Source organism: Bordetella genomosp. 7 (assembly GCF_002261415.1).
Taxonomy (GTDB): domain Bacteria; phylum Pseudomonadota; class Gammaproteobacteria; order Burkholderiales; family Burkholderiaceae_B; genus Bordetella_A.
This window is the reverse complement of record NZ_NEVI01000019.1, coordinates 305,052-329,766: the sequence shown is the minus strand read 5'-3', so window position 1 is coordinate 329,766 and position 24,715 is coordinate 305,052. Positions and strand designations below refer to the sequence as shown.

23 protein-coding genes and 1 tRNA gene are annotated in these 24,715 nt (G+C 65.2%); 9 read left to right on the top strand and 15 right to left on the bottom strand.

Annotated features, from left to right (window positions below):
• Positions 1-4 precede the first annotated feature (4 nt).
• From nosZ to azu, 3 genes are all read right to left on the bottom strand, one after another.
• Positions 5-1,912 carry a TAT-dependent nitrous-oxide reductase gene (gene nosZ, locus CAL18_RS15955; RefSeq protein WP_094818289.1) on the bottom strand — a complete coding sequence of 636 codons (1,908 nt, stop codon included), beginning with the start codon at positions 1,910-1,912 and terminating at the stop codon, positions 5-7.
• A gap of 37 nt (positions 1,913-1,949) precedes the next feature.
• Positions 1,950-4,220, bottom strand: coding sequence for a NosR/NirI family protein (locus tag CAL18_RS15950; RefSeq protein WP_094818288.1), 2,271 nt, complete (start codon positions 4,218-4,220; stop codon positions 1,950-1,952).
• Between the two features lie 132 nt (positions 4,221-4,352).
• Positions 4,353-4,802, bottom strand: coding sequence for an azurin (gene azu, locus CAL18_RS15945; protein ID WP_094818287.1), 450 nt, complete (start codon positions 4,800-4,802; stop codon positions 4,353-4,355).
• Between the two features lie 268 nt (positions 4,803-5,070).
• Here azu and htpG point away from each other — a divergent pair, with 268 nt between their 5' ends.
• On the top strand, positions 5,071-6,972 hold the full coding sequence (gene htpG / locus CAL18_RS15940) for a molecular chaperone HtpG (RefSeq protein WP_094818286.1): 1,902 nt from the start codon (positions 5,071-5,073) through the stop codon (positions 6,970-6,972).
• Positions 6,973-7,195: 223 nt separating this feature from the next.
• Here the strand turns inward: htpG and CAL18_RS15935 are convergent, their stop codons facing one another.
• From CAL18_RS15935 to CAL18_RS15925, 3 genes are all read right to left on the bottom strand, one after another.
• The gene (locus CAL18_RS15935) at positions 7,196-8,161 is read right to left on the bottom strand and encodes a Bug family tripartite tricarboxylate transporter substrate binding protein (RefSeq protein ID WP_094818285.1); all 966 of its coding nucleotides are present in this window, start codon (positions 8,159-8,161) and stop codon (positions 7,196-7,198) included.
• A 71-nt stretch (positions 8,162-8,232) separates the two neighbouring features.
• Positions 8,233-8,706 carry a DUF3237 domain-containing protein gene (locus CAL18_RS15930; RefSeq protein ID WP_094818284.1) on the bottom strand — a complete coding sequence of 158 codons (474 nt, stop codon included), beginning with the start codon at positions 8,704-8,706 and terminating at the stop codon, positions 8,233-8,235.
• On the bottom strand, positions 8,703-9,968 hold the full coding sequence (locus tag CAL18_RS15925) for a flavin-dependent oxidoreductase (protein ID WP_094818283.1): 1,266 nt from the start codon (positions 9,966-9,968) through the stop codon (positions 8,703-8,705). Before CAL18_RS15925 ends, CAL18_RS15930 begins: the two co-directional genes overlap by 4 nt.
• Before the next feature lie 139 nt (positions 9,969-10,107).
• Here CAL18_RS15925 and CAL18_RS15920 point away from each other — a divergent pair, with 139 nt between their 5' ends.
• Complete coding sequence (locus CAL18_RS15920) at positions 10,108-10,599, top strand: MarR family winged helix-turn-helix transcriptional regulator (RefSeq protein WP_026638985.1); 492 nt, start codon at positions 10,108-10,110, stop codon at positions 10,597-10,599.
• A 14-nt stretch (positions 10,600-10,613) separates the two neighbouring features.
• Here the strand turns inward: CAL18_RS15920 and CAL18_RS15915 are convergent, their stop codons facing one another.
• From CAL18_RS15915 to CAL18_RS15900, 4 genes are all read right to left on the bottom strand, one after another.
• On the bottom strand, positions 10,614-11,234 hold the full coding sequence (locus tag CAL18_RS15915; protein WP_094818282.1) for a glutathione S-transferase family protein: 621 nt from the start codon (positions 11,232-11,234) through the stop codon (positions 10,614-10,616).
• 13 nt (positions 11,235-11,247) lie between these two features.
• Positions 11,248-11,826, bottom strand: coding sequence for a 1,6-anhydro-N-acetylmuramyl-L-alanine amidase AmpD (gene ampD, locus CAL18_RS15910; protein WP_094818281.1), 579 nt, complete (start codon positions 11,824-11,826; stop codon positions 11,248-11,250).
• Between the two features lie 70 nt (positions 11,827-11,896).
• Positions 11,897-12,148, bottom strand: coding sequence for a PP0621 family protein (locus CAL18_RS15905; RefSeq protein WP_094818280.1), 252 nt, complete (start codon positions 12,146-12,148; stop codon positions 11,897-11,899).
• 1 nt (position 12,149) lies between these two features.
• The gene (locus CAL18_RS15900; protein ID WP_026638989.1) at positions 12,150-12,992 is read right to left on the bottom strand and encodes a cytochrome C assembly family protein; all 843 of its coding nucleotides are present in this window, start codon (positions 12,990-12,992) and stop codon (positions 12,150-12,152) included.
• A 108-nt stretch (positions 12,993-13,100) separates the two neighbouring features.
• Between CAL18_RS15900 and ffh the strand changes: the two genes are divergently transcribed.
• Entirely contained in the window at positions 13,101-14,510 is a 1,410-nt protein-coding gene (gene ffh / locus CAL18_RS15895; protein WP_026638990.1) for a signal recognition particle protein, read from the top strand.
• A gap of 243 nt (positions 14,511-14,753) precedes the next feature.
• Here the strand turns inward: ffh and lysM are convergent, their stop codons facing one another.
• From lysM to trmB, 5 genes are all read right to left on the bottom strand, one after another.
• A complete protein-coding gene (gene lysM / locus CAL18_RS15890; RefSeq protein WP_026638991.1) occupies positions 14,754-15,200 on the bottom strand; it encodes a peptidoglycan-binding protein LysM in 447 nt (148 codons plus the stop codon).
• A 140-nt stretch (positions 15,201-15,340) separates the two neighbouring features.
• Positions 15,341-15,985 carry a class I SAM-dependent methyltransferase gene (locus CAL18_RS15885; protein ID WP_141214394.1) on the bottom strand — a complete coding sequence of 215 codons (645 nt, stop codon included), beginning with the start codon at positions 15,983-15,985 and terminating at the stop codon, positions 15,341-15,343.
• 221 nt (positions 15,986-16,206) lie between these two features.
• A complete protein-coding gene (gene thiS / locus CAL18_RS15880; RefSeq protein WP_026638993.1) occupies positions 16,207-16,407 on the bottom strand; it encodes a sulfur carrier protein ThiS in 201 nt (66 codons plus the stop codon).
• Positions 16,408-16,416: 9 nt separating this feature from the next.
• On the bottom strand, positions 16,417-17,358 hold the full coding sequence (gene pip, locus CAL18_RS15875; protein WP_094797329.1) for a prolyl aminopeptidase: 942 nt from the start codon (positions 17,356-17,358) through the stop codon (positions 16,417-16,419).
• Between the two features lie 5 nt (positions 17,359-17,363).
• Entirely contained in the window at positions 17,364-18,137 is a 774-nt protein-coding gene (trmB, locus tag CAL18_RS15870) for a tRNA (guanosine(46)-N7)-methyltransferase TrmB (RefSeq protein WP_094797328.1), read from the bottom strand.
• 61 nt (positions 18,138-18,198) lie between these two features.
• On the opposite strand from trmB, the gene CAL18_RS15865 reads away from it, so the two are divergent.
• From CAL18_RS15865 to CAL18_RS15840, 6 genes are all read left to right on the top strand, one after another.
• A complete protein-coding gene (locus tag CAL18_RS15865; RefSeq protein ID WP_026638996.1) occupies positions 18,199-19,107 on the top strand; it encodes a LysR substrate-binding domain-containing protein in 909 nt (302 codons plus the stop codon).
• A 106-nt stretch (positions 19,108-19,213) separates the two neighbouring features.
• Positions 19,214-20,407, top strand: coding sequence for a CaiB/BaiF CoA transferase family protein (locus tag CAL18_RS15860; RefSeq protein WP_094818279.1), 1,194 nt, complete (start codon positions 19,214-19,216; stop codon positions 20,405-20,407).
• Positions 20,404-21,354: a hydroxymethylglutaryl-CoA lyase gene (locus CAL18_RS15855; protein WP_094797326.1), complete on the top strand. Its 951-nt coding sequence runs from the start codon at positions 20,404-20,406 to the stop codon at positions 21,352-21,354. The genes CAL18_RS15860 and CAL18_RS15855 overlap by 4 nt, the downstream gene beginning before the upstream one ends.
• 57 nt (positions 21,355-21,411) lie before the next feature.
• Positions 21,412-22,398: a Bug family tripartite tricarboxylate transporter substrate binding protein gene (locus CAL18_RS15850; protein ID WP_094818278.1), complete on the top strand. Its 987-nt coding sequence runs from the start codon at positions 21,412-21,414 to the stop codon at positions 22,396-22,398.
• Positions 22,399-22,542: 144 nt separating this feature from the next.
• Positions 22,543-22,616, top strand: a tRNA-Gly gene (locus CAL18_RS15845).
• A 238-nt stretch (positions 22,617-22,854) separates the two neighbouring features.
• Positions 22,855-24,708 carry a tyrosine-type recombinase/integrase gene (locus CAL18_RS15840; protein WP_094818277.1) on the top strand — a complete coding sequence of 618 codons (1,854 nt, stop codon included), beginning with the start codon at positions 22,855-22,857 and terminating at the stop codon, positions 24,706-24,708.
• Positions 24,709-24,715 lie beyond the last annotated feature (7 nt).

The following is a 24,715-nucleotide window of genomic DNA, read 5'->3' as shown; positions in this document are numbered from 1 at the left end:
CGCGCTAGGCCTTTTTGGGCCGCACGATCATGCGCCCGGACATTTCCATGTGCAGCGCATGGCAGAACCACTGGCAGTAGTACCAGTAGACCCCTGGCCGGTCGGCAGTGAAGGTGACCGACGCCGTGGCCTGTGGCCCGATTTCCATGGCGATGCCGTGGCCTTCGAGCGTGAAGCCGTGGGTAAGGTCTTCGATGACTTCCATGTTGGTGACGACGACGGTGACTTCATCGCCCTGGTTGACTTCGAAGTGCTGGATGCTGAACATGGGCGCGACGGCGATCATGTACACGCGCACCTTGTTGCCGTCGCGTACGACCTTGGCGGCTTCTTCGAGCACCACGCCGTCTTTCTTGGCCATCTGGCGGGCGTCTTCCCACATGGGGTCGTCGCGCTTCCAGGCGCTGACCGGATGAACCTTGGACCGGTGCACCAGCAGCATGTCGTGGGGTTCGGCGAAGCTGGGGCCATCGTGCACCAGCTTCATTTCGTCGCCCGAGATGTCGATGAGCTGGTCGTTTTCGGGTTTGAGCGGCCCTACGTTCAGGAAGCGGTCTTTCGAGAACTTGTTCAGCGACACCAGCCACTTGCCGTCGGCTTCGCGGGTTTCGCCCATGGTGCTGTGGTTGTGCCCGGGCTGGTAGTGCACGTCCAGCTTCTGCAGGATGGGGTCGACGTTTTCGCCCTGGTAGGCGCGGCGCGCCTTGTCGATGTTCCACTTGACCATCTGGCTGTCGATGAACAGCGTGGTGTAGGCGTTGCCCCGGCCGTCGAAGGCGGTGTGCAGGGGACCCAGGCCCAGCTGCGGTTCGGCCACCACGCAGTCGCGCGGCTGGATTTTGTCGTCGAACAGGTCGTCGAGCTTGCGCACGTCGAGCACGGTGACGGTGGGCGAGAGCTTGCCGTTGAGCACGACGTGGATGCCGTCGGGCGCGGCGTTGCAGCCGTGCGGCGAGTTGGGCACCGGAATGTAGCGCGTGTACTTGGAGCCGTGCCGGCCGTCGACGACGGGCACGCCGCCCATGGTTTTGAAGTCGCCGGCCTTGACGGCGGCTTCGATGCGCTTGATGTTGAAGACCACGACCCAGTCTTGCTCGTTGGCCGAGGCTTCTTCGACGGTTACCCCTTTTTCGGAGTTGTAGCAGGTGGCGAAGGCGTATTTGCCCTGGTAGTCGGCGTCGCCGTTGTCGAGGTTGCCGTCTACCAGCACCTGCCAGGCGACTTTCATGGTGTCGCAGTCGATGGCGGTGTAGATGGCAAAGTAGTTTTCTTTGGGGTTGTCGGTTTTGATGCCGTCGTTGGGCAGCGGGACGATGTGTTCGCCGTTGGCAAACACGTAGCCCGTGCGCGGATAGCGTTGCGGACGCAGGCCGTGAATGCCCGACGCGTTGGGGATTTCGATGATTTTGTCGGTTTTCATCACGTCGCAGCGGATGCGGGCGACGCGATTGTTGGCCTTGTCGTTGATGAAGATGTAGCGCCCGTCGTACGTGCTGTCGGTGAACGACATGTGCGGGTGATGGGCATCGCCATTGAGGAACACGCCGCCCTTGTCTTTGAGGAACTCGCGGGTTTCAGGCGTGAGGCCCTCGGTAAGTACGCGGCGGCTTTCGTTGGTGACGCCCCAGCCGGTGGCGCTGCAATGGTTGAACACCGGGATGCGCATCAGTTCGCGCATGGACGGCAGACCCAGGATGCGGACTTCGCCCGATTGGCCTCCGGAGTTGAACGCGTAGTATTCGTCGAGTTCTCCGGGGGCGATGTGGCCAGACTGCCCGGCCGATTTGTTGTCTTTGGCGTGCGCGCCGGTTAGGTGCGCGCCGCCCATGAGCCCTGCGGCGCCGGACAATGCGGCGGTGCCCAGGAAGCCCCGGCGGCTGAGTCCGGTTCGGTCTGGTTTCTGATCGGACATGGTTACTCCTAGTGAGTGTTGGCGTGGTGCCGGTGGGTCAGAAATCGGCGGGCGGCTCGGCGTGGACCTTGGGGCTGGGCATGCGCTGCAGCACGGCCTCGTGGGGTGGCGCCTTGCGGCGTTCGCGCCTGGCCTTTTTCTGGATCAGGTGAGGGCACTTGCCCTCGTGGTGGTACAGCATCTGGCAGTGCAGGCATTGGATGCATTCGTTGGGGTTGATGGCCCCCGTTGGTTCGATGGCCTGCACGGGGCATTCGACGTTGCAGCGCTGGCAGGGGTTGCCGCACTCGTGGTAGCGGCGCAGCCAGTTGAAGACACGCAGGCGCGCCGGAATGGCCAGGGCGGCGCCAAGCGGACACAGGTATCGGCAGAAGAAGCGCTCGATGAACAGGCTTGCCACCAGCAGCAGCACGGCGAACACCACGTAAGGCCAGTCGCGCAGGAAGCGCAGGATGATGGCCGTTTTGAAGGGTTCGACTTCGGCCAGGCGCTCGGCAAAGGCCAGGTCGTACAGCGAGAAGCCGAACAGCAGCAGGAAGATGACGTACTTGAGCGTGGCCAGGCGCTGGTTGACCCCGTGCGGCACGGCAAGCTGCCGGATGCCCAGCCGCCTGGCTGCGCGGTTGGCGAGTTCCTGCAGGGCGCCGAAGGGGCACAGCCAGCCGCAGAATGCGCCACGGTTCCAGAACACCATGGAGATGGCGGTGGCGCACCACAACAGGAACACGAGCGGATCCATCAGGAAGGCGTCCCAGCGGAATTCGGTGCGCAGCGCGGTGGTGAACGTAAGGACATTGACCACCGACAGCTGGGCCTGCGCGTACCAGCCGATCCAGAAAAGGGTGAAGGCCAGGAACGCCAGGCGCGTGCGGTCGTACAGGATGGGGCGGCGGGCAAGCTGGTCTTGGAAGAAGAAGATGCCCACCAGTACCGCCAGGCCGATGGCCAGGATGGCTACTTGCCCTTGTTTGGCGGCCCAGATCTGCTTCCAGAGGGCGGGGGCGGCGTCGAGGGCGGACGCGTCATGGGGGGCGGCCTGCGGCGCGTGCTGGGCCGCGGCGGCGGGCGCGGGCTCGGACTGCGAGACCGCCGCGGTCGGGCGCGTATAGGCCTGGGGCAGTTCGTAGGGCAGGTCGAAGGTGACGAACGCCTTGTCTTGTACGCTGAGTACGCGCTGCACCAGGAGTTGCAGGCGCCACGGCTGCACTGGGTGGAAGCTGGCGTCGTCGGGCACGACAAAGAGGGCGACTTCGGCGAACGCGGGCGCCCCGGCCGCGGCGACATCGGCCAGGCGTTGATGGTTGCGGTCGCGGAAACGGAAGCTGGCTTCTTGCTGGATGATTTCGATTCGGTCGAAGATGCCGCCCCGCACGTAGCCCGAGCCTTTGAACGAGTAAGCGCCGTTGCCCGCGACGAGCACGGCGTGCTGGCCGGGCTGTAGACGCTGCGACAGGTGCTGCCAGGCGGCGTCGCCCAGCAGGCTGCGGCCGATGGTGGGCACGCTGACCATCGCCACGTACAGGTCGATGAAGGGGTCGGCGGGGTTGGCGGTTTCGGGGCGCGCGGCGGCATCGGCGCGGCCGGTTTGGGCGAACGCCTGGTTGACGTCGCCGACCGATAGCTGCAGGCGCCGGACAGCGCCGTTGTCGAGCAGGGTTTGCCAGGATTGGGCGGGCGCCAGCGTGGTGTCGGGTTCGCGCGCCGGCGCGGACGGGGCCTGGGCGGGGCCGGGGCCGGACGGCTGGGCCGCGCCGCCTATGCCGTGCGCGCGGGCGACGGCGATGGCCGAGCGGGTGATGCTGTCGCCGATGACCATCAGGGTGACCGTGGCGCCGCTGATGATGTCGACGGGGGGCGGGGCGCCATGGCGCGGCGGGGATTCGATGAAATTCAACCCCACGTAGCCATGGATGAAGGCTTCGACCTTGGACTGCGGGATGCCGATGAGGACAATGGGCTCGTGATGTTCGACCAGGCGTGCGCCGGCGATCTGGCCGTTGTCGGCCAGGGCGACGATGATGTCGATGGGCTTGCTGGAATAGCCGCGGGTGTTGACGATGTCGGTCGTCAGGTAGACGTACCCCAGCGGCTGGTTGCCGGCATAGGCCCGGGCCGCAAGCGGCTTGCCTTCGGGAGGGCCGATGCGGTCGGCGCCGGGGTAGAGTTCGGCGGGCGGGTACGCGGCGAGAAAGTGCGCCAGGCGCTGCGCGTGGGCCGGCGCGGCCAGCAGGGCGGCCAAAGCCAGGAAAAGAACAAACAGCGCCCGAAACGTGGGGATGAAGCCTGGTGAAACGGTGCGCCTTGGCATGCGACAACTCTGTGAACTTGTTTGCGCACCATCCTAAGCAGCGCGTGCCGGCGCTGCCTTGTCTGAAGTCAAGAATGGAGAAAGGGCATAAAAAAAGCGCCCGCTGGGGGCGCCCGATGGCATGCCGGGGGATCAGCTGCCCAGCTTGAGCGTGCCTTTCATGATGGCCCAGTGGCCGGGGAAGGAGCAGAAGAACGCGTAGTTTTCGCCGGCGGCCAGTTTGGCGGTGTCGAACGTGACGGAATCGGATTCGCCGCCGCCGATGACCTTGGTGTGTGCGATGACGCGGGCGTCGCCCTGCTTGACGTAGTCGTTGGCCAGGCCGGCGCTCATGCCGTCGGTGGCCACGGGCTGCATGTCGGCCTGCTTGGTAAGTACCCAGTTGTGGCCCATGGCGGCCTTGGCCATTTTGCCCACGTGCTTCAGGTGCACGGTGAACTGCTTGCAGCTGGAGTCGACGACGATTTCTTTGGTGAGGAACTGCATGGCGTCGTTGCTTTCGACGGTGGTTTCGCACTGCGCGGCCAGCGCGGGCAGGGCGGCGGCCGAGAGCAGAATGGCGAGTGAGGCTTTGACCAACATGGGGAATCTCCGGTAATAAGGCGATGGCGAGCCGGGCGGTACGCCGGTGACGCGTCGCACAAGAGCACAGTTTATCGATGGGGGCGAGTGTCGACCTTGACGAAAAACAATGTCTTGGGTGCTCAGGGGTGATAGGCCAACGATACTCCCGGGTCTTGAAATTCTGCGGATTGCCCCTATAACTGGCGAGCCCTTTATGACCACGAGGTTGCGGGCCCGCGGCAGCGCCGCAGGGTTCCGTCCCGTTTTTTAAACCATAAATGCCACTATGACTGAGACCACGACGCCCTCTACGCCCGAGACCATGGGCTTTCAGGCCGAGGTGAAGCAGCTGCTGCACCTGATGATCCACTCGCTGTACAGCAATAAAGAGATCTTCCTGCGCGAGCTGGTGTCCAATGCGTCGGACGCCTGCGACAAGCTGCGGTTTGAAGCGATTGATCAGCCCGACCTGCTGCAAGGCGATGGCGAGCTGGCCATCCGGGTGGACTACGACAAGAGCGCCCGTACCATCACCATTTCGGATAATGGAATCGGCTTGTCGCGCGACGAGGCCATCGCCAATCTGGGCACCATTGCCCGTTCCGGCACGCGCGAGTTCTTTTCGCAGCTGACGGGCGACAAGCAGAAAGACGCCCAGCTTATCGGCCAGTTCGGCGTGGGTTTTTATTCTGCGTTTATCGTGGCCGACAAGGTAACGGTGCTGAGCCGGCGGGCGGGCTCGTCGGAAGCCATTCGCTGGGAGTCCGACGGCCAGGGCGAGTTCAGCATTGCGGCCGCCGAGAAAGAAACGCGGGGCACGGACGTTACGCTGCATCTGCGCGCCGACGAGGACGAACTGCTCAATGGCTGGAAACTGCGCGAGATTCTGCGGCGCTATTCCGACCACATTTCGCTGCCCATCCAGATGGCCAAGGAAGAGTGGGATGCCGACAAGGGCGAGCAGGTCAGGCGCGACGAGCTGGAAACGGTGAACAAGGCCAATGCGTTGTGGTCGCGCAGCAAGGGCGATATCACCGAGGAGCAGTATCGCGAGTTCTACAAGACGATTTCGCACGACTATGATGACCCGCTGGCCTGGACGCACAACCGCGTGGAAGGCCGCACGGAATATACGCAGTTGCTGTATGTGCCCAAGCACGCGCCGTTTGACCTGTGGGACCGCGACGCCCGCCGCGGCGTGAAGCTGTACGTCAAGCGCGTGTTCATCATGGACGATGCCGAGCAGCTGCTGCCGTCGTACCTGCGGTTTGTGCGCGGGGTGATTGATTCGGCCGACCTGCCGCTTAATGTGTCGCGCGAGATTCTGCAGGAAAGCCGCGATGTGCGCGCGATACGCGAAGGGTCTGCCAAGCGGGTGCTGTCGCTGCTGGAAGACCTGGCCGAGAACAAGCCTGAAGATTACGCCGCTTTCTGGACGGAGTTTGGCCAGGTGCTGAAGGAAGGCACGGGCGAGGACCCGTCCAACCAGGAACGCATCGCGAAGCTGCTGCGCTTTGCGTCGACGCACACGGGCGATGCCGCGCAGACGGTTTCGCTGGCTGATTATGTGTCGCGCATGAAGGAAGGGCAGGACAAGATTTACTACGTGTCGGCCGACAGCTTTACCGCGGCCAGCAACAGCCCGCATCTGGAGATCTTCCGCAAGAAGGGGATCGAGGTTCTGCTGTTGTCGGATCGCGTGGACGAATGGATGCTTTCGTACCTGCGCGAGTTCGATGGCAAGTCGCTGGTGTCGGTGGCCAAGGGCGGGCTGGACCTGGAGGCGCTGGCGGACGAGGACGAGAAGAAGCGCCAGACCGAGGTGGCCGAGACGTTCAAGCCGCTGGTGGAGCGGCTGCAGAAGTCGCTGCAAGACCAGGTGAAGGAAGTGCGCGTGACGCTGCGCCTGGTGGATTCGCCGGCTTGCGTGGTGGTGGGCCAGAATGAACTGAGCCCGCATCTGCTGCGTATGTTGAAAGCCGCCGGCCAGCAGGCGCCGGACGTGAAGCCGGTGCTGGAGATCAACCCGGAACACGCGTTGGTGACGAAGATCCGCGATGCGGATGATGCCGATTTCGAACAGTGGGCGCGGCTGCTGCTGGATCAGGCGCTGCTGGCCGAAGGCGCGCAGATTGCCGATCCGGCGGCATTTGTGAAGCGCATGAATGCGTTGCTGTTGAAGGCTTGATTGCTTGCGGAGGGTGTCTGACACCTTTTGGTGTCAGACACCTTCTGTGGGGAGATTGGTTGGCTGTGTGGGGTTGTGGGGTGTCTGACACCTTCGGAGTCAGACACCTTTTTGTGGAGGGATTGGTTGTCTGTGTGGGGTTGTTTGGTGTCTGACACCCTTTGGTGTCAGACACCTTTTTTGCGTCTTCTGAATGTTGCTCGCGCGAGGGGGCGGAGTTGGGTCAGTCGGCTTTGAAGCCGGTGGCTTTGACGATGTCGGACCAGCGTTTTGCTTCGCTGTCGAGCAGGCGTTGCAAGTCCTGGCGCGAGGAGCCGACGATGGTGAAGCCGGCGCCTTGCAGGGTGCGGGCGGCTTCGGGGGCGCGCAGGCCGGCGGCGCTTTCGGTTTGCAGAAGGTTCAGCACGGCGTCTGGCGTGCCGGCCGGGGCGAACAGCGCGAACCAGGCGCCGAAATCCACTTTGCCGTAACCCGCTTGCTTGAAGGTGGGCACGTCGGGCATGGTTGCCGAAGGTTCGCTTCCGGTGACGGCCAGTGCGCGCATTTTGCCGCCCTTGACCTGCGGGGCCGCGAGCGCGGTGGTGACGAACGCGGCCTGTACGCCGCCGGATACCAGGGCCGACACCGCATCGCCCGTGTTGCGGTAGTGCACCGGTTCGATCTTTACGCCCGCTTCGCGCGCGAACAGTTCGGCTCCGAAGTGGCCGGGCGTGCCTGCGCCGAAGGTGCCGAAGTTGATGCGGTCATTCGCTTGCTTGCCGGCGGCGATGAAGGCCTGCAGGTCTTTGTAGGGCGAATTGGCGGGCACCACCAGCACGAAGTCCACGCGCACCACTTCCGAGATCGGCGCGAAGTCTTTGGTGGGGTTGTAGTTCAGATTGCTGTAGGTGGCGGGCGAAATACTGATTGAGCCGACTTCGCCCAGCAACAGGGTATAGCCATCGGCCGGGCTGCGCGCGACGGCCTGCGCCGCGATCTGCCCGCCCGCGCCGGCGCGGTTCTCGACCACGACGCTTTGCTTGAGGCGCTCGCCCAGTTGCTGAGACAGGGTGCGCGCCACGATGTCAGGGCCTGTTCCGGGAGGAAAGCCCACGTTCAGGCGGATGGGGGCATCGGGATACTGTGCAAGGCCGGCCGCGGGCAGGCAGAACAGGGCGGCGGCGAACAGGCGGCGCAATCGCAGTTGCATGGTGTGTCTCCTGGAAGAATGCCGCGGGTACATGGCCTGCGGCTGGGCGTTTCAGCTAGGTGGGGAAAGGGTCAGCAGACGCGATAGAACGCCAGCTCGACACGGTCGGGGTAACGGGCGCCGGTGCCCACGAACAGATGTTCGTTGAGCCAGGCCAGGCCCGGCGCAGCGGTTTCAAAGCGCGGGTAGGTGCGGAAGTACAGGCGCGCCGGATCGACGGCTTCGCCCCGGGCGAGCCGGGCGATGTCATCGGCGTTGCCGGTGCGGATGCCGGTGTTTTCTACGTAGACGCGGTGGCCTTCGGCGGTTTCGATGATGTAGCGCGCGTGGATGTCGGTGTATGTGGCCGAGCGTATGGCCTGGAAGTCTGCGCCGCCCGGCAGGATGCGCCCGGCCAGCTTGCCGTACGCCTGCCCGCCCAGGATGGGAATGATGCGCCGGCGCCCCTGGGGCGTGTCGCCGACTTCTTGCGGCGGGCCGACCTGTACGTGCAGCGTTGCAATGTGCTCGAGCCCGGGCGGGGCGGGATGCGTGATCTCGGTCATGGTTGGGCTCCGGTTTGGCGGCGCAGTGCCGCGGGGTCGAACCCGGCCAGCTGCTTGTAGCGCAGCGAGACGGCCTGCAGTTCGTCGTTGGAGATGATGTCGTTGATGTTCTGGAAGCCTTGCGGCGCGCGTTCTTCGGCCATTTGCATGACCTGCTCGGGGCCATTGAGGCGATTGCGCAGCACGATGCCGGCCGTGCGCGGCAGGCGTTCGGCCTCGTACTCGAGCAGGGCGGTTTCCAGTGCGCGCAGCTGGCCGCGCCGGACCTGCGCAAGCGAGTCGGCCAGGCACCGGGCATCCAGAATGGCTTGCGCGGATCCGTTCGACCCGATGGGATACATGGGATGGGCGGCATCGCCCAGCAAGGTCAGGCGGCCGCGCGTCCAGCGCGGCAGCGGGTCGCGGTCGACCAGCGGAAACTCGTAGATGGCCTGCGCGCCATCGATGATGGCCGGAATGTCGATCCAGTCCCAGCGCCAGTCGGCGAACCGGTCGGCGAACACCGACTTGTCGACGCTGCGGTTCCAGTCGGTGGCGGGCAGCGTGGCGTCGGGAATCGCCAGTTCGGCAATCCAATTGATCAGCGACCTGCCGTCGCGCCGCAGGGGTTCCGAAATCGGATAACAAACAAATTTCTGGTCCTGGTGGCCGGCCATGAACATGGTGCGGCCGTCCAGGTACGGGTCTGCTTCGGTAACCGCGCGCCACAGCATGCGCCCGGAAAAACGGGGCTCGTCGCCAGTGGGGTAGAACTGGCGACGCAAGGCGGAATGGATGCCATCGGCGCCGACCACCGCGTCTGCCTGGACGGTATGCACAGAGCCGTCGGCGCGGCTGCGGAACGTGGCGCAGGCGCGGTCGCCGTCCTGGCTGGCGCTTTCCAGGGCCATGCCGGTGACGATGGCATCCGGCCCGAGCCGCGCGCGTACGGTGTCGGCCAGCAGCATCTGGAATTCGCCGCGGTGAATCGAAAATTGCGGCAGTGGATAGCCGGCCTGCAGGCCACGGGGCTCGCGCCAGATGGGTTGGCCGAGTTTGTTGTAGTAGTGCAGCGACGACGTGGCAATCGCCCGTTCGGACAACGGGTCGAGCAACCCCAGTTGTTCAAGTTCGTTGACCGCATGAGGCAGCAGGTTGATGCCGACTCCCAGGGGGCGCAGCACCTGCGCGCTTTCGTAGACGCGGCAATCGACGCCGCGCTGGTGCAGCATCAGCGCGAGCGCCAGCCCGCCGATGCCCGCACCGGCGATGGTGATCTGCATGGTCTCTCTCCAGGCATTTTTTTATTGTTATGCACCATAACAAATGCGTCGGTGGACGCACACTGGGACTAACCCGAGCCGTAGCGCGCTCGGGAAGTCTGGGGTAGTGTGTAGTTCCCTTTTCAGCGATTGTTTTGCCATGCCACCAGCTTCATCGTTCAGGCCGCGCCGGCCCCTGGCCCGCGGCGAGCACTTCGACCCGCACGTGCCCGGCGTGGAATATGGCGTGCTGGATGAGCTGGTGGGCTACGCCATACGGCGGGCGCAGATTCTTATCTACGAAGATTTCTTGGCCGCGCTGGCGCCTTGGGACATTACGCCGCAGCGATTTTCTGCACTGACGCTGATTGCCGCGAACCCGCGCCTGAAACTGACCGAGCTGGCTCGCATCCTGGGCATCGCCCGGTCGGGCGCGGTGCAGCTGGTGGATCAGCTGCAGGCCCTGGGATATGTGAGTCGGGAAGATGCCGCCGGCGACCGCCGCGCGTATTCACTGGTGGCCACGCCGGCCGGCAAGCGCGCGCATGTGGAAATAACCCGGGCAGTGCGCGCCCACGATACGCGTATCAGCGCCCGGCTGGGCGCCGCCGAGCGCGCGCAGCTGATTGCCTTGCTGGGGCGGCTGGGCTAGGACGCCCGCGCGAATCACGACAACGGCAGTGTCAGCACGCCTTGCGGCGCCGGGCGCATCATCAGGCGGCGATACCAGGCCGACAGGGCCGGCGTGGCAGGGCGTTCGATGGGCATGCCCAGCCAGCGGTGGGCCACGCAGCCCAGGACGATGTCGCCCATGGTGAAATGGCTGCCGGCTATGTATTCGCAACCTTGCAGCGCGGCATCGAGCATCTGGCCCAGCTGGTTGGTTCTGTGGATTGATTCGGCAATGGCGGCCGCATCGCGTTGCGGTTCGGGAGTGCGGCACAGGCCGACAAAGGCCGGCACCATGGCGACCTGCCATTCGGTGGCCGTCCAGTCCATCCAGCGATCGGCCTGAGCGCGCACCGCCACATCGGCGGGCCATAGCCCGCCCTCGTTGTATCGGGCGGCCAGGTAGCGCACGATGGCATTGGATTCCCATAACACCAGGCCGCCATCGTCGATGACGGGCACTTTGCGGTTGGGATTCATGTTGCCGTATTCGGGTGTGTCGAGCCCGCCGAACTGCCCGCCCACGTGCTCGGTGGTATGAGGCAGCGCCAGTTCGCGGACAGTCCAGAGCACCTTCTGTACGTTGACCGAATTCGGGCGTCCCCAGATCTTGAGCATGTTGGTTCCTTGATTAGCGTGGCGGCAGCTGGCGGCGCGCGAAGCTGGCCAGCCGGCCAAAGCGTGGCCAGTTGAAAGCGGGGCCGGGATCGGTTTTTCGGCCGGGGGCGATATGCTCGTGGCCGCGAACCGCTCGCAAAGGATAGCGCGTGCGCAGCAGTCGCGCCAATTTCGCCAGCGTGGCGTATTGCGCGTCGGTGTAGGGCTGCGTGTCGGTGCCTTCGAGCTCGATGCCCAGCGAAAAATCATTGCAGCGCTCGCGCCCGTCCAGGCGCGACACGCCGGCGTGCCAGGCCCGCGCATCGGTAGAGACGAACTGCGTGATATTGCCCTGGCGATCAATGAAAAAGTGCGCCGATACGCGCAGGCCGCGCAGGCGTTCGAGCCAGGGGTGGGCGCCGTAGTCCAGGCGGTTCAGGAACAGGTTGGCAACGTGCGGGCCGCCGAACTGTCCGGGCGGCAGGCTGATGTTGTGAATGACCAGGAGCGAAACCGGCATGCCGGGGGGGCGGGCGTCGCAATTCGGCGATGGCATCAGGCGCACGCCCGGCGCGGGCGCCAGCCACCCGTGTCGATCGAGCTGAAAATACATGGGTACGGCTCATCTCGTGGGGTAAGCGTTGCCCCCATTATGCCTGCCTTGGCCGACCCGGCCGGGGCGCCTAGCGTTGGCCCAGACGGGCGTGGTCGCTGCTGCACCAGGTCTTGCCGTCGAGCAGCACGGCTTCGGAACGCGGCAGGTGAATGCCGCAATGGGCGCAGCGCACCATGGATTCGACAGGCTCTTCGCCGGGCCGTCGCGCTGGCGTGCCGGCGCCGCTGGATTCGCGCCGGCTGGCTGCGCGGGACGACACAATGCGGGCGATCATCATGACCGCCAGGATGATGATGACCCAAAGTAACAACTTACCCACGTCAGCTCCGATGCAGTATGACTTCGAGTACGAACCGGCTGCCGGTATAGGCCAGGATCAGGAAAGCGAAGCCCGTCAGCGTCCAGCGCAGCGCCACGCGCCCGCGCCACCCCCGGATATGGCGCCCGAGCAGCAATACGCCGAAGGTCAGCCATGACAGCAAGGTGAAAACGGTTTTGTGATCGAACGGCAGCACCTTGCCGGTAAGCTGCATGGACGCGATCGAGCCCGAGGCCACCGCGGCCGTCAGTACGGCGAAACCGATCCAGATCACCCGGAACAGCAGCTGTTCTTGCACCAGCAGGGGCGGCTGGGCATCCAGGATGCGGCCGACGATGCTGCGTTCGGCGGGTGCGTCCAGCGGCCGGTGCAGATGGCGGTCGAGCAGGGCCATGAGCAGGGCATGCAGGGCGGCAACAGTGATCAGGGCGTAGGCGGCCAGGGCGATCAGCAAGTGCAGGCGCAGCCAGCCGCTGTCGGCGTGCGGAACCAGTTGGCCCTGCGGGAACAACGCCGCCATGGCGCATACGACGGCCGCGGCCGGCAACAGCAGCAGTTGCAGGCCGTCGATGCGCACCAGCAGGCTTTCGAGCCAGAATACCACCAGCCCCAGCCAGACCGTGGCCGACAGGGCCAGCGCCCACCCGACAAACAACCCGGAACCGCTCAGCATGGCGTACTGCAGCCCCGCGCCATGGATTACCAGCGCGAGCAGCAGGAACGCGCGCGCGATGCGGCCGGTTTTCTCGATGCTGCCCGCCCCTTGCAGGCGGCGCCACAACCCCGCAACGAGTACGGCGTATGCCAGCGCGGCCACGGCGTGAAATACAATGCCTAATGACATAAATACCGTTGTCTGGATGGGGCCCCTGGGGCGCTCGTCGCCGGTGGGCGCAAAAGCCGTCCGCCCGGGCCTCTGTTCAATCAACTAGTGTAAGCGGAAACGCCTCTCATGCTCGATAACCTTACTCAACGCCTGTCGCGTGTCGTCAAGACACTGCGCGGCGAAGCCCGCCTTACCGAAGCCAACACGCAGGAAATGCTGCGCGAGGTCCGTATGGCGCTGCTCGAGGCCGATGTGGCCTTGCCGGTCGTGCGCGACTTTATCTCCCGGGTAAAAGAAAAGGCCCTGGGCGAAGAGGTGGTGGGCAGCCTGAGCCCCGGCCAGGCCCTGGTGGGTGTGGTCAGCCGGGAACTGACCTCGCTCATGGGCGGCGACCTGGGCGCGGCGGCGGGCGAATTGTCGCTGGCGGTGCAGCCGCCGGCCGTCATCCTGATGGCCGGCCTGCAGGGCGCCGGCAAAACCACGACCACGGGCAAGCTGGGCCGCTGGCTGGCGCAGGGCCTGCACGTGCAGAATGGGCGCAACACCGGCAAGAAGAAAGTGCTGACGGTCAGCGCCGACGTCTACCGTCCCGCTGCTATCGAACAGCTGAAAACGGTGGCGCAGCAGGCAGGCATTGATTTCCTGCCGTCGGACCCCAGCCAGAAGCCCGAAGACATCGCGCGCGATGCGGTAGAACACGCGCGGCGGCATCATTACGACGTGCTGATCCTGGATACGGCGGGCCGCCTGGGCATCGACGAAGCCATGATGCGCGAGATCCGCGCGCTGCACGACCTGGTGCGTCCGGTGGAAACCCTGTTCGTGGTGGACGCCATGCAGGGCCAGGACGCGGTAAACACCGCACGCGCCTTTGCCGAGGCGCTGCCGCTGACCGGCGTGGTGCTGACCAAGCTCGACGGCGATGCCCGCGGCGGCGCGGCGCTGTCGGTGCGGCATGTAACGGGCAAGCCCCTGAAGTTCGTGGGGGTGTCCGAAAAGCTCGATGGATTCGAACCCTTTCATCCCGACCGCATGGCCCAGCGCGTGCTGGGCATGGGCGACATTGTGTCGTTGGTCGAGCAGGCGCAGAAGAACATCGATATCGCCGAAGCGCAGAAGCTGGCGACCAAGCTGAAGTCGGGCGACAAGTTCAACCTGAACGATTTCCGCGAGCAATTGGGCCAGGTGAAGAAGCTGGGCGACATGGGGTCTTTGCTGGAAAAGCTGCCCGCGCAGTTCCAGCAGGCCGCCGGCCAGCTGCAGGGCGGCCAGGCCGAAAAGCAGCTGCGTCGCACCGAGGGCATCCTGAATTCCATGACACCCGGCGAACGCGCCAAGCCCGAGCTCATCAAGGCGTCGCGCAAGCGCCGCATTGCGGCCGGCGCGGGAGTGCCGGTGCAGGAAGTCAACCGCCTGCTTGCCCAGTTCGAACAGATGCAGGGCATGATGAAGCAGATGAAAAAGGGCGGGATGTCGAAGATGATGCGCGCCATGGGCGGCATGAAAGGCCTGGGGCGCTTCGGCGGATTCCGCTGACCGGGCGGGGTGCGTTGGCGGGTGTCTGACGCCTTTGGAGCGGATGTGCGGGACTGGGGGTGTCTGACACCTTCGGAGTCAGACACCGGCTGACCAGCTTTCCCTCAAGGGCAGGGCGGCCGGCTTCGGCGTCCCGCAAAAAAAAGGCCAGGCAAGCGCCTGGCCAAGATGATCGGAGCGAACGGGGAGGGCCCACTCCGATACAAACCGGCAAACGCTGCGGGGTTTGCCGGTTTGTGCGGTTCAGTTCAGCGGCGGGATGCGCAGCACCTGGCCCGGATAGATTTTGTCGGGATGGGTCAGCATCGGCTTGTTGGCTTCGAAGATGACCGTGTGCTTGGCGCCCTGGCCCTTGCCGTAGTGCGCTTCGGCGATCTTCCAGAGGTTGTCGCCTTTCTGTACCGTGTACATCTGTGCTTCGGGCGTTGCTTCCTTGGCCGTGAGCTGGTTGTCTACCTGGGCCACGCCCACGGTGTTGCCTAGCGCCAGCGCGATTTTTTCGGCTTGTTCGGTGGATGCGGCCTCGCCCGATACGGTGACCTTGTCGCCGTCGACCTTGATTTCCAGGCCATCTGCATTCAACCCATGCTTGGCGAGTTCTTTCTGCATTTCGTCAACGGAGGCCGCCTGGGCTTCGTTGGCGCCAAACAGTTTTTCGCCGACATCTTTGATAAAGCTGAGCAGACCCATAGTATGTCCTTGTGATTGTTAATAAACGTTAAGCACGCAAAGGCAGAAGTTGGCAGAACTTATTGCTTGCCCAGCGATTATGGTCCCAATGCGCGGTGCGTGCGAGCCGGAATATGGACAAGATGTAACCTGCGCGCGTATCAGCGGCGTACCGCATGTACTGGGCGACGCGTCAGTTTCCACACGTGCGCCGGGGGCACATTGGCCAACACTGTTCTGGTGCGGCGCGCGCGCAGGCCCAGCCGGTCGAGCACGCGGCGCGATACCGGGCAGCGCGGCCCGTAGGTGAACAGGTGCATGGCCGCGCCGGGCCGCATGTGCGTAAACGCGCCGCGCAGTATGCCGATTTGCTGTTTGACCGGCATGTTCAATAGCGGCAGCCCGCAAACCGCCGCGCCGGCCAGGCCGTCGACGAACAGTTGCTGGCCCTGCAGCCGGGCCGCATCGCCCTGGTGCACATAAGCCGAAGGAAACTCGCGCCGCAGTTGGCGGGCAAGCTGCTCGTTCATTTCGACCAGCGTCAGCTGTTCGGGATGCATGCCGCGCGCGAGCAGTGCGCGGGTAAAGGCGCCGGTTCCCGCGCCGAGTTCCAGGCATGGCCCCATGCCGGGGTGTATGCCGTGCGTGATGGCGGCGGCCAGCTGCGGGCCGGAAGGCCAGATGGCGCCGATGGCTTTGGGGTTGTTGCGCCAGGCGCGCAGGAAAAGGATGCGTTCTTCAACCCACGATTGCCGTGCAAGGACGCTGGCGGCGTATCCCGTGGCGCGGCCGGCTGCGCCGGCCATGCGAAATAGTAGCGATCCGAAAGGCCGGACGGAGAGGGCTCCGGTCAGGGCTTTGGGCGACATGCTGACTCCCTGTCTGGGGCGGGCATGTGCGCCACGCGCTGTGCATGCCGGCCAGAAATACAGGCGTCAGGGTACTACGCGAAACGGCGCGCGCAAGCCCGAAAGGGGCTGGGGTAGCGCACCGTTGATAAATCTCACAATGTGTTGTGCGGGCGGCGTCAGCCTCCGCCCACGGCTACGACGATCTCGACTTGATCGCCATCGCGCAGGCGCGTGGCGGCGTGCTGGCTTTTGGGCACGATTTCGCCGTTGCGTTCGACGGCGACGCGCTTGCCCGCGTAGCCAAGCGTCTGGAGCAGTTCGGCCACGGTGGTGTCCAGCGGAAATTCGTTCGCTTGTCCGTTGAGCGTGATGTGCATGGTGATTCTCTACTGTGCAGCGTAGGCGTCGGTGGCCTCTATCAGACGGGCCAGCGTGCCGGGTTCGTCGAAGGCGTGCCCGGCGTCGGGCACCAGGTGGAACTTGGCCTGCGGCCATGCGCGATGCAGGTCCCAGGCAGTGCGCGCGGGCGTGCAGACATCGTACCGGCCCTGCACGATGGTGCCGGGAATTCCGTGCAACTTGTGGGCGTCGCGTATCAGCTGCCCGTCTTCCATGAAGCCGCCGTTCATGAAATAGTGGTTCTCGATGCGCGCGAATGCCAGCGCCGCGCGGTCGGCGGCATGGCTCTGCTGATGACGCGGGCTGGGCAGCAGCGTGATGGTGCTGTCTTCCCATTTGCTCCAGGCCTTGGCCGCCCGCAGTTGTTCGGCCGGGTCATCGCCAGTCAGGCGCTTGTGGTAGGCGGCGATCATGTCGCCGCGCTCTTGCGGCGGAATGGGGGCGACATAGGCTTCCCAGTGGTCGGGAAACAGCCACGAGGCGCCTTCCTGGTAAAACCACTGCAGCTCTGCGCGCCGCAGCGCGAAAATGCCTCGCAGCACCAGTTCGGTGACATGCCCGGGATGGGTCTGCGCATAAGCCAATGCCAGCGTCGACCCCCACGAACCGCCAAAAACCAGCCAACGCTCGGCGCCCATGATTTCCGTGCGCAGGCGCTCGATGTCGGCCACCAGATGCCACGTGGTGTTGTTGTCCAGGCTGGCGTGCGGGGTAGAGCGGCCGCAGCCGCGCTGGTCGAACAGCAGCACGTTGTAGCGCTGCGGGTCGAACAATTGCCGATGCACGGGCGAGCATCCGCTGCCGGGGCCGCCATGCAGGAACACGGCGGGTTTGCCCTGCGGATTGCCGCAGAGTTCCCAATAGACCTGGTGTCCGTCGCCGGTGTCCAGCATGCCGTGGCGATAAGGCTCGATAGCGGGATACAGCATGATCGTCAGGCGGTCCTTTGGAAGATCAGGTCCCAGACCCCATGCCCCAGGCGCAGGCCGCGCGTTTCGAACTTGGTCTGGGGGCGGTATTCGGGGCGGGGCGCGTAATCGGCCACCGTATTGCGCAACAAAGGTTCGGCGCCCAGGACTTCGAGCATTTGCACGGCGTAGTCCTGCCAATCGGTGGCGCAATGCAGGTAGCCGCCCGGCTTGATGCGGCTGGCCAGCAGCGACACGAACGGCGGCTGGATCAGGCGACGCTTGTGATGGCGCTTTTTGGGCCAGGGGTCCGGAAAGTAAATATGCACGCCCGCCAGCGTATCGGGGGCGATCATGTCGCGCACGACTTCCACGGCGTCGTGCTGCACGATGCGCAGGTTCTGCAGGCCCGATTCTTCGATGCGGCGCAACAGCGAACCTACGCCGGCGTTGAAGACCTCGATTCCCAGGAAATTATCGTCGGGCCGGGCTTGGGCGATCTTCTGCGTGGTTTCGCCCATGCCGAAACCGATTTCCAGGATGGTGGGGGCCTCGCGGCCAAACGCGGCGGCCAGGTCCAGCCGGCGGTCGGCATAGGGGATGGACCATTTATCCAGCAGGGTTTCGAGCGCTTCGCGCTGGCTCTGTGTGATATGGCCGCGGCGGTGGACAAAACTGCGGATGTGGGTGGCGCCGGGGCTGTGGGGCGCCTGATCGGCAGGCCGCAGGGCCGCCTGGGTGGCGTCCGACAAGGCGGCAGGGGCGCCGGCGCCCTGGGATTCGGGGGTGCTCGTGTTCATAGCCTGGATTGTAGTGGGCCGGCAGCGGCTGCGGGGCGCGTTGTGGAGTAGCATCGGCGGCATGAATTTTTCTCGCTTCGACCTGACAACGCTGGCGCTCTTTGTGGCGGTGGCCCGGGCGGGCAGCATTTCGGCCGGCGCGCGGCAGTCGCACCTGGCCGTGGGGGCTGCCAGTAAACGTATTTCCGACCTGGAAGCCGTGCTGGGCACGCCGCTGCTGTACCGCAATACCGCCGGGGTGGCGCTTACCGACGCCGGCCAGGCCTGCCTGGCTCACGCCCAGCGTGTGCTGCAAGAGGTCGAACAGATGGCGGTGACCCTGTCCGACTTTGCCGAGGGCGTGCGCGGCCAGGTGCGCATCGCCGCCAATACGTCGGCACTGACGCAATTCTTGCCCGAAGATCTGGCGGCTTTCATGGACGAACACCCCGCGGTGCGCGTAGACCTGGAAGAACTGAACAGCACCGAAATTGTTACGGCCGTGCTCGAAAACCGGGCCGATATAGGCGTATTTGCCGACCGTACGCCGGCCCAGGGGCTGGTGACGGTGCCGTACCGCTCGGACGACCTGGTGCTGATCACCCCGCAGCGCCATCCCCTGGCCAACCTGCCGCAGGTGGCATTTGCCGAAACGCTGGACTATGCGTATGTCAGCCTGCCCCAGACGACGTCGCTGGCCACGCGCCTGACCGAAGAGTGTGCCCGCCTGGACAAGGCGATGCGGCTGCGCATCCAGGTTCGCAGCTTTGACGCCATGTGCCGCATGGTGGTGGCCACCGGGGGCGTTGGCGTGTTGCCGCGCCTGGCGGCCGCGCCGCACGCACGCTCGATGGCCATCCGGTTGATTCCGCTGACTGACTCCTGGGCGCGCCGCTGGCTGCTGCTGGGCGTGCGCGATATCGACGCGCTGACCGTCGCGGCCCGGCTGCTGTTGACGCACTTGCGGCCCGATCCGGCGCCCGCCTGCTAGGGGCCTTCTCGTTTCAGGAACCCCCGTTTCCCGCATTAAGCATTCGCGCGCACGCCCATTTCGCGCACACTACCGGATCAAGTGCTTAACAATCGCTGGAGCGGCAATGGCAGGGCAGATACTCGCCGGCATACGCGTACTGGAACTGGGCCAACTGATCGCCGGGCCTTTCGCGGCCAAGACGCTGGCCGATTTTGGCGCGCAGGTCGTCAAAATCGAACCGCCCGGGCAGGGCGACCCGCTGCGCAAGTGGCGCCTGCTGCACCAGGGCACTTCGGTATGGTGGGAAGCCCAGTCGCGCAACAAGCAGTCGGTGTGCGTAGACCTGCGCCAGCAAGAAGGGCAGGAGATCGTGCGCTTGCTGGCCAGCCAGGCCGACGTGCTTATCGAAAACTTCCGCCCGGGCACCATGGAGAAATGGGGGCTGTCCTGGGAAGTGCTGCACGAATTGAACCCGCGGCTGATCATGCTGCGCATTTCGGGCTATGGCCAGACCGGGCCCAAGGCGCGCGAGCCGGGCTTCGCCGCCATCGGCGAGGCCATGGCGGGGCTGCGCTACCTGAATGGCGAGCCGGGTCGCGCGCCCGTGCGCGCGGGCCTGTCGCTGGGGGACACCATAGCCGGGCTGCATGGCGCGCTGGGCGTGCTGCTGGCGCTGTACCAGCGCGATGCGCGCGGCGGCCAAGGGCAGGTGATCGACGCCGCCCTGTATGAAAGCCTGTTCAACCTGACCGAAAGCCTGCTGCCCGAATACACCGCATTCGGCGTGGTGCGCGAGCCGGCCGGCTCGTCGCTGCCGGGCATCGCGCCGTCCAACGCCTATCGCTGCAACGATGGCTACGTGCTTATCGCCGGCAATGGCGACACGATTTTCCAGCGGCTGATGTCGTGCATCGGCCGCGAAGACCTGGGCCGCGACCCCGCCTTGGCCCACAACGACGGACGGGCCGCCAGGGTAGAAGAAATCGACGCTGCGATCGCCGCATGGACGTCCGACCGCAGCATTGACGACGTGCTGGACGCGATGCGCGAGGCCGGCGTGCCGAGCGGCCGCATCTACAACGTGGCCGATATTGCGCGCGACCCGCACTACCGCGCGCGCAACGCCATTGCCGAGATCCGGGGGGCCACCGGGGTGCGAGTGGAAATGCCGGCCGTGTTTCCCGTGCTGTCGGGCAACCCCGGCAAGGTTCGCGACCGCGCCCCTACGTTGGGCGAACATACCGACGCCGTGCTGGCGTCGGCCGGGCTTACTGAAGAGCAGCGCGAACAATTGCGCCAGCGTGGAGTCATTGCATGAATACCGGGCCTTCTCGCATAGCAATCAACGAAGTCGGTCCGCGTGACGGCCTGCAGATAGAAAAGGCCTTTGTCGCCACCGACGACAAGGTTGCGCTGGTTGATGCGCTGTCGGCCTGCGGGTTTGCGCGTATCGAAGTCACCAGCTTTACGTCGCCCAAAGCCATTCCCGCACTGGCCGATGCGCAGGACGTCATGCGCCGGATCCAGCGCCAGCCGGGCGTCATCTACACCGCGCTGGTGCCGAATATTCGCGGCCTGGAGCGCGCGCTCGAGGTAGGCACCGATGAATTGAACCTGGTGATGTCGTCCAGCGAGACGCATAACCGTGCCAACCTGCGCATGACGCGCGACCAGTCGTTGGCCGAGCTGGTCAACATCCTGCACGCCGCGCAAGGCGCCGGGGTGCCATGCAACGTGTCGCTGTCTACCGCCTTTGGCTGCCCGTTCGATGGCGACGTGCCCACCGACGACGTGCTGCGCCTGGCCGGCCAGTTGGCCGAGGCGGGCGCGTCGGGCGTGACGCTGTGCGACACCACCGGCATGGCGTACCCGACGCAGGTAGCCGCGCTGTGCGAACAGACCGCGCGCGCATTGCCCGGCATGCCCATTACGGTGCACCTGCACAACACGCGCGGCATGGCGCTGGCCAACGCCGTGGCCGCCTGGCAGACGGGCGTGACGCGCTTTGACGCCGCGGCGGGCGGGCTGGGCGGCTGCCCCTACGCACCCGGCGCAAGCGGCAACGTCAATACCGAAGAGCTGGTCCATATGTTCGAGTGCATGGGCGTGCAAACCGGCGTTTCCCTGCAGCCGCTGCTGGATGTCGTCGGCAAGTTGCCGCGCCTGGTGCAGCGCGAATTCCATCCCCCGCTGCTGGCCGCCGGCCATCGGCTTGCAACCCATCGGCCGCCCGCATGGCTGGCCGAGCGGTTCGGGGCCGCCTGACCCGGGTGTTCCAGGCAATGTTCCGCAACCCATAACAAATCCCACCAGGAGACCTCGATGAGTATCCCCTTTCTGGCGCCGCTGCGCGCCTGCGCCGCCGCCGTTGCCGTGGCCGCGATCGCCACCCCCTTCACTGCCCTGGCCGACTACCCCGAGCGCCCCGTGACGCTGCTCGTTCCGGCGGCGCCGGGCGGCACCACCGACCTGTCCGCACGCCTGATCGCCCAGCCGCTGGGCGAAGCGCTGGGGCAGAGCGTGGTCGTCGAGAACAAGCCGGGCGCGTCGGGGGCGATCGCCTCGCAGGCCGTCGCCAAGGCCAAGCCCGACGGCTATACGCTGCTGCTGCAGTATTCGGGCTACAACGCCATCACGCCGCACGTGCAGCCGCCGCAAGGTTGGGATCCGATCAAGGATTTCGCGCCGGTGGCCAATATCCTGTCGGCGCCGCAGGTGATCGTGGTGCGCCCCAGCCTGCCGGTGAATTCGCTGAAAGAGCTGGTGGAGTACGCCAAGGCCAATCCCGACAAATTGAACTACGCCTCGTCGGGCAACGGCGCGCTGCAGCACGTCGCCACCGAACTGCTCAAGCAGATGGCCGGCATCCAGATCCAGCATATCCCGTACAAGGGCACCGGGCCCGCGCTGACCGACCTGCTGGGCGGCGCTGTCGACATGACGGTTACCACGCCGCCTCCGCTGATTCCCCACATCAAGGCGGGCAAGCTGCGCGCCCTGGCCGTCACCGGGCCCAACCGCCTGGATTCGCTGCCCGACGTGCCTACCGCAGCCGAAGCCGGCTACCCCGACCTGCTGGTGTCGTCGTGGTTCGCCATGTATGCGCCTGCCGGCACGCCGCAGGCGGTGGTGGACAAGCTGGCCGGCACGATCGAAGGCATCATGAAGACCGATGCGTTCAAGGCCAAGGCCGCGGAGCAGGGCGCCGAGGCCGAATTCATGGGGCCGGCAAAGCTGGGCCAGTACACCCAGCAAGAGTATGACCGCTGGGGCAAGGTGGTGAAGGCGGCCGACATCAAGGCCAACTGAGCATCGTGGGCGTGGGGCGTTGCGCCACGCCGGCGCGCGCCCATGGCCGCTGCAGCATCGACGCGGCCATGCCTGAAGCCGGCCCCCGGAAACCCGGATATAATCTTTCTTCTCTGCCGCGTACGCGCGCGGTACGACACCCGGGCGGGTGTAGTTCAATGGTAGAACGGCGGCTTCCCAAGCCTCAAGCGTGGGTTCGATTCCCATCACCCGCTCCACTGTATCAATCTGCGGACTTCCGCAGAAGTCCAAGAGAGTCTGCAAGTCGTTGCCGCACAAAGACTTTTCCTCTCTTTGACGGTCTGCCGTAGTCCACTGCGATCCGCCTACAGCCGGGACTTTTAAGTCCACAAACAAGTCCATTTTTGTGGGCGCGGCTGATTCCGGATTGTTGATGGAGGGGCGAGGTCGACGTGACCAGCATCTGGTTCCTGACTCATGTTCAGGAGCAAGAGCATGGCACTCTCAGACCTGGCCGTTCGACAGGCCAAGGCAACTGGCAAGGCATACACCCTCCCTGACTTGGATGGCCTCTCCCTGGCCGTCACGGCTGCAGGGGGCAGGACTTGGCACTTCCGCTACTACTGGGCGGGCAAGCAGAAGCGGATGTCGCTCGGCACCTACCCGGAGGTGACGCTTCGCGAGGCCCGCAGCCTGCGCGACGAAGCGCGCGCCCTGCTGGCCAAAGGCACCAATCCTCGCGTTCACCGCAAGCAGAAGCGCACCGCTGTCCGGCTCGCCGACGAAAACACCTTCGAGGCGGTGTATCGCAAGTGGCTCAAGCATCGCGGGCTCAGCCTCAAGGAAGGCCGGCAGACGACCCTCTCGATACTTCCGCGCATCTTCGACAAGGATGTGCTGCCCGCCTTGGGCAAGCGGTCGGTCTATGAGATCAAGCGTCCCGACCTCTTGGAGGTGATCGCCAAGATCGAGAAGCGCAAGGCGCTCTCCGTCGCCGAGAAAGTCAGGACGTGGTTCAACCAACTGTTCCGCTACGCGCTGGTGATCGTGCCGGGCCTGGAACAGAACCCCGCCTCCGATCTCGATGTGGTGGCGCTGCCGCTGCCACCCGTCAACCACAACCCGTTCCTGCGCATGGCCGAACTGCCGAAGCTGTTGCAGCGGCTACGCAGCTATCGCGGCAGGCGGCAGACCCAGCTCGGGCTGCGGCTATTGCTGCTGACCGGCGTGCGAACCGGAGAGCTGCGACAGGCGACGCCGGATCAATTCGATCTGGACCGTGGGCTGTGGATCATCCCGCCCGACGTCGTGAAGCAACTCCAATTGGATATGCGCAAGAAGCGGCAGCAGCCAAAGGACATCCCGCCCTACATCGTGCCGCTGTCGATTCAGGCCATGGAGATCGTCCGGCACCTGCTGGATGAGTTCAAGCCGGCCCAGCGCCACCTGTTCCGGCACGACAGCGACTTGAAGAAGCGCATCAGCGAGAACACGCTCAATGGTGCGCTCAAGCGCATGGGCTATCAGGAACGCCTGACCGGACACGGCATCCGCGGCACGATGTCCACTGCGCTCAACGAGATCGGCTACCCGAAGGTCTGGGTGGATGCACAGCTCTCGCATGTCGATCCCAACAAGGTCAGCGCGACCTACAACCATGCCGAGTACGTGGAGCAGCGTCGCCGCATGATGCAGGACTGGGCCGATCGGCTCGACCTCTTCGAGCAGAACCAGGTCGAGGCAGCCAGCATGCCGCTCACCGTGCATCTGGAAGGCGTGCCCGCGTTCCCGAGTGAGCAAACCGCAAGCGCGCCCTCCACGCCGGTTGCCGCTTCGCCAATCCTGCTGGTGACGAAGCCGGGTGACGCCATGCCGTTGGTTTCTGCCGCCGCACATCGGCTGCCGGCGGTTCCGCCCCCTCGATCGGCCGCGCCGCTGGTGCCTTCGGACATTCAGCGCGAGAGGATGGAACTGTTCGATGTCTTCGAGGCGCCGCACAACCTTCCCGTCGCTGCGTTTGCCAAGATGGCAGGCAAATCCCGCAGGTGGATCAGCTACGAGATCAAGGCGGGCAACTTGCTGGCGTTGAACGTAGGCAACCGCGGCCAGCGCGTGCCGGACTGGCACCTCGACCCACTCAAGCACGAGCTGATCCAGTCCGTCCTGAAGCTGACCAAGGGTGCGGACCCTTGGCAGATCTACCATGCACTGCTGCAGCCGCGCTCGATGCTGCGGGGGCGTTCGGCACTGGAGGGCGTGACGGCCAGCAATCTCGACAAGCTCGTCATGGCCGTGAGCACAGCCGTGAAGGAAAGCGAATGGACCCTGCCGCGAGTCGTGGTTGCCTAGCAGCAGG